Origin of the sequence: Phaeobacter sp. SYSU ZJ3003 (assembly GCF_041300735.1) — a bacterium.
Taxonomy (GTDB): Bacteria; Pseudomonadota; Alphaproteobacteria; order Rhodobacterales; family Rhodobacteraceae; genus Phycobacter; species Phycobacter gallaeciensis_A.
In genome coordinates this window covers 1-936 of the sequence record NZ_PXNU01000149.1, presented here as the reverse complement: position 1 = coordinate 936, position 936 = coordinate 1, and the positions used below count along the sequence as shown (strand labels likewise).

The following is a 936-nucleotide window of genomic DNA, read 5'->3' as shown; positions in this document are numbered from 1 at the left end:
CCGGGAATTACTGAAACGGCTGTCCGGGATTTAGCGTAATCGCTGTCCGGTAATTCTGAAATCCGCATGCAGACTGCTGGATCTGGACGGATCAGACCGCGAAGCCGCTGTTTCCTTGCCCAGGGGCGGCGTTTTTCAGCGCAGCGGACAGATCTGTCCAGCCGCTTTCGTTCAGTTTGAGCGTGGATCGCGATCATGCGCATAGCGGTGGCGCTCGCAATCGGCGGATAGCGGCGAGGATGGCGCGTACCATCGTGCCGGTGACAGCGACCTCGGCCAGCTGGAAGGTGATGGCGCGGGCGTGACGGACCACACGTGCCCCGATCTTGATCAGCTTCAGTTGCAGGCTGGTCAACGACCAGTCGGCCATGGCCTCGGGCAGCTCGATGCAGCGCAAGAAGGTGGCCAGGTTGTACGCCAGGGCGTGCAGTTGCAGCCGCACCTCGTTGTCGCGAAACTTCCGGCACGACAGCCGCGTCCAGCGAAAGGCGTATTTGCCTTCCTTCTCTATCGGCAGGTAAAGGTCAAGCGCTTTCGAACTTTTCCGCTTCTCCGGCTTCGACCATCTTTCGCAGGCTCATGCTTCTCTTCGGGATCGGCTCTTTGGCCCTCCCATAAGAGGAACGCGCGAAAGTTGATGGTGTGGATGCCGCCACCTGAAGGCATCACAATGTGCCAAGTGTCGTCATAACGACATCACGGAAGCATAAACTGGAGGCATCCAAATGAAGCACGCTACCATCATCGGCATTGATCTTGCAAAAAACGTTTTCCATTTTCACGGGACGCTTGACGACGGGTCAGTTGTATTTCGTAAGAAGCTGTCCCGAGGCCAAGTTTTACCCTTCTTATCAGAACAGCCGCATTGCTTAGAGCATGTCGCCTCTGACCAGATTCAGGATTCCCCTGATGTTGTTCCTATGATTTCATGTCTTT

The 936-nt window shown here is 56.1% G+C and carries 2 pseudogenes; one reads left to right on the top strand and one right to left on the bottom strand.

Features of this window, described 5'->3' with window-relative positions:
- Nucleotides 1-193: 193 nt before the first annotated feature.
- Nucleotides 194-505, bottom strand: a pseudogene (locus C6W91_RS21150) (transposase); the annotation flags it as partial.
- A 220-nt stretch (nucleotides 506-725) separates the two neighbouring features.
- Between C6W91_RS21150 and C6W91_RS21145 the strand changes: the two are divergent.
- A pseudogene (locus C6W91_RS21145) lies at nucleotides 726-936 on the top strand (hypothetical protein); the annotation flags it as partial.